The 3,591-nt window shown below is 70.6% G+C and carries 2 protein-coding genes; both read right to left on the reverse strand.

All coding sequences use genetic code 11. The features are described 5' to 3' along the window. The coding region (locus tag FNH08_RS47010) for a class I SAM-dependent RNA methyltransferase (protein ID WP_152777980.1) at positions 1-1,239 on the reverse strand (1,239 nt) is incomplete at its 3' end. A 123-nt stretch (positions 1,240-1,362) separates the two neighbouring features. After that, positions 1,363-3,417 carry an APC family permease gene (locus FNH08_RS47015; RefSeq protein WP_322726560.1) on the reverse strand — a complete coding sequence of 685 codons (2,055 nt, stop codon included), beginning with the start codon at positions 3,415-3,417 and terminating at the stop codon, positions 1,363-1,365. Between the last annotated feature and the right edge of the window lie 174 nt (positions 3,418-3,591).

Below are 3,591 nucleotides of genomic sequence, written 5' to 3' on the forward strand. Positions count from 1 at the left end.
GTACCCGCCCTCCCGGAAGTACCCCAAGTCCCGCGCCAGGGCGGCCGGGTCGCAGGCCACGTAGGCGATCCTGCGGGCACCCAGTGTCGAGAGGTGCTCGACCGTCTTCCGGCCCGCGCCCGCGCGGGGTGGGTCCAGGACGATGAGGTCGACCTCGGTGATGCCGGTGCGGGGGAGGACCGACTCGACCTTGCCCTGTTCGATGCGGACGCGGTCGAAGTCGGCCAGGTTGTGCCGGGCGTCCTCCACCGCGCGCTTGCCGGACTCGATGCCGAGGACCGCGCCCTTGTCGCCGAGGCGGTCCGCGAGGGCGCCCGCGAAGAGGCCGACTCCGCAGTACAGGTCCAGCGCCATCTCGCCCTTGCGCGGCAGCAGCCCCTGCATCACGGCGGTGACGAGGGTGTCGGCCGCCTTCGGGTGCACCTGCCAGAAGCCGCCGCTGCCGACCCGGTGCGTGCGCCCGTCCGCACGTTCACGTACGAAGGGGCGGCCGTGAACGCGGTGGACTCCGCCGTCCTTCTCCTCGACCCTCATGACCGAGACGGGCTTGTCCAGTTCGACGAGGGGCAGTCGCGCTCCCGGACGCGGCGTCAGGATCACCTGGCGGTCCTGCGAGCCCGTCGCCGCGATGGCCTCGACGGACTCCATGCCCGTCCAGTCGCGCTTCTCGATGCCCAGCTCGGTCACTCCGGGAGCCGCGATCATGCAGTGGTCGACCGGCTCGACCTCGTGCGAGCGGTGGCGGCGCAGGCCCGCGCGGCCGGAGGAGGCGTCCACCGCGTACTGCACGCGCGTGCGCCACGCCGGGACCTCGCCCGCCGGAAGCTTGTCGCCCTCGGCCGGCATCACCGTGCCGTCCCAGCCCGCCTCCTCGGGTGTGAGGCCCGCGAGCCGCCGCAACTGCTCGGCGACGACCTCGCCCTTGAGCCGGCGCTGGGCCCCCGGCTTGGCGTGCTGCCAGTCGCAGCCTCCGCAGCGGCCCGGACCGGCGTACGGACAGGGGGCCTCGACACGGTCCTTGGACGCCGACAGCACCTCCACCGCGTCGGCGCGCAGGAAGCGCGCCCCTTCCTCGCCCTCCGTCACCCGCGCGACGACCCGCTCGCCCGGCAGCGCGTGCCGGACGAAGAGGACCTGGCCCTCGGACGTGCGGGCGATGCAGTGGCCGCCGTGGGCGACGGGGCCGATCTCGACCTCGTACTCCTCCCCCACCAGCGTCTTCTTCTCTTCTGCCTGCATGGTGGGGTGACTCCAAGACGTAACGGGTGACGACGCCGGTGACGACGCGAACGGCGAGCGGCCGGACAACAGCCCACCAGTCTACGTGGGTGTCATCCGGCCGGTTACCACAAGCCCGTCGCGTCAGCTCTTCGCGCTGGGCGCCCTGGTCTCCTTGGGCCGTTCCGCGGGGCCCCGGCGGACCGCTCCCGGCGCGTTCCAGTCCTGGCGCTTGCGGGCCCGCTTGCGCGCCACCTCGGAGGACTCCAGCTGGTACGGCACCGAGGTGACCATCACGCCCGGCGTGAACAGCAGCCGGCCCTTCAGCCGCAGCGCGCTCTGGTTGTGCAGGATGTGCTCGTACCAGTGGCCGACCACGTACTCGGGGATGATCACGGACACCGCGTCGCGCGGGGACTCCTTGCGCAGCCCCTTCACGTACTCGATGATCGGCCGCGTGATCTCGCGGTACGGCGAGTCCAGGACCTTCAGCGGTACGTCGATGCCGCGTCGGCTCCACTCCTCCTGGAGCGCCTTCGTCTCGGCCGGGTCGACGTTGACGCTGAGCGCCTCCAGGGTGTGCGAGCGCAGCAGCTTGGCGTAGGCGAGGGCGCGCAGGGTCGGGCGGTGGATCTTCGAGATCAGCACCACCGAGTGGACGCGGGAGGGGCGTACGACGTCGTCGCTCGGGCCCTCCGGTGCCGCGATCTCGTCGGCGACCCGGTCGTAGTGCTTACGGATCGCCGTCATCGTCGCGTAGAAGATCACCATGCCCACCAGGGCCACCCACGCGCCGTGCGTGAACTTGGTGACCAGGACGACGACCAGCACCAGGCCCGTGAAGAAGGCGCCGAAGGTGTTGATGGCCCGGGAGCGGATCATGTGCCGCCGCTTCGCCTGGTCCTTCTCCGTCCTCAGGTGGCGGTTCCAGTGCCGGACCATGCCGGTCTGGCTGAGCGTGAAGGAGACGAACACACCCACGATGTACAGCTGGATGAGGCGCGTGGAGTCGGCGCCGTAGATCCACACCAGCAGTCCGGCGGCGCCGGCGAGCAGCACGATGCCGTTGGAGAAGGCGAGCCGGTCGCCGCGGGTGTGGAGCTGGCGCGGCAGGTAGCGGTCCTGGGCGAGGATCGAGCCGAGCAGCGGGAAGCCGTTGTACGCGGTGTTGGCGGCCAGGAACAGCACGAGGGCCGTGGCGGCGGCGAGCAGGACGAAGAAGAACGTTCCGTCGCCGAAGACGGCGGCCGCGACCTGCGAGATCACCGGGTTCTGGACGTATCCGTCACCGATCGGGACGCCGTTCCTCAGCAGGTCGTGGGCCGGGTTCTCGGCCATGCGGACCTTGGTCGCCATGGCCAGGCCGATGATGCCGCAGAACATGGTGACGGCGAGCAGGCCCATCGCCGCCAGCGTGGTGGCCGCGTTCTTCGACTTGGGCTTGCGGAAGGCGGGCACGCCGTTGGAGATCGCCTCGACGCCGGTGAGCGCGGCACAGCCGGAGGAGAAGGCGCGCAGCATCAGGAAGACCAGCGCGAAGCCGGCGAGTCCCTGGTGCTCGGCCTTGATCTCGAAGCCGGCGGTGGGGGCCCTCATGGTCTCGTCGAGGACCAGTCCGCGGAACGCGCCCCAGCCGATCATGACGAAGACGCCCACGACGAACACGTACGTCGGGATCGCGAAGAGCTTCCCGGACTCCTTCACCCCGCGCAGGTTCATCAGCGTCAGCAGCACGATGATGCCGACCGCGCACAGCACCTTGTGCTCGACGAAGAAGGGGATGGCCGAGCCGAGGTTCTCCACACCGGAGGAGATGGAGACGGCGACGGTGAGGACGTAGTCGACGAGCAGCGCGCTGGCGACGGTGAGGCCGGCCTTGGGGCCGAGGTTGGTGTTCGCCACCTCGTAGTCGCCGCCGCCGCTGGGGTACGCGTGCACGTTCTGCCGGTACGACGCCACCACGGTGAACATCAGCACCACGACCGCGACCGCGATCCAGGGGCTGAAGTGGTACGCCGACACGCCCGCGATGGAGAGGACCAGCAGCACCTCGCCCGGCGCGTACGCCACGGAGGACAGCGGGTCGGAAGCGAAGACGGGGAGTGCGATGCGCTTGGGCAGGAGGGTTTCCCCCAGCCGGTCACTGCGCAGTGCGCGCCCGATCAGGATCCGTTTGGGCACGTCGGTCAGTTTGGACACGCAGAGGATCGTAAGCCGTCCGGGTACGAGGCGCCCAGCCTCCCCCACCCCCGACGGTCGCCGGGCGGCGGCGCGGCCCGCCGTCTGCCCTCCGTCTGCCCTCCGTCTGCCCTCCGGGTGAATTGGCGGACGAGGCGGGCTGCGGATTCCGACACGGACGGCGTCCCCATGTCT

Origin of the sequence: Streptomyces spongiae (assembly GCF_009377185.1) — a bacterium.
GTDB classification, from domain to species: domain Bacteria; phylum Actinomycetota; class Actinomycetes; order Streptomycetales; family Streptomycetaceae; genus Streptomyces; species Streptomyces spongiae.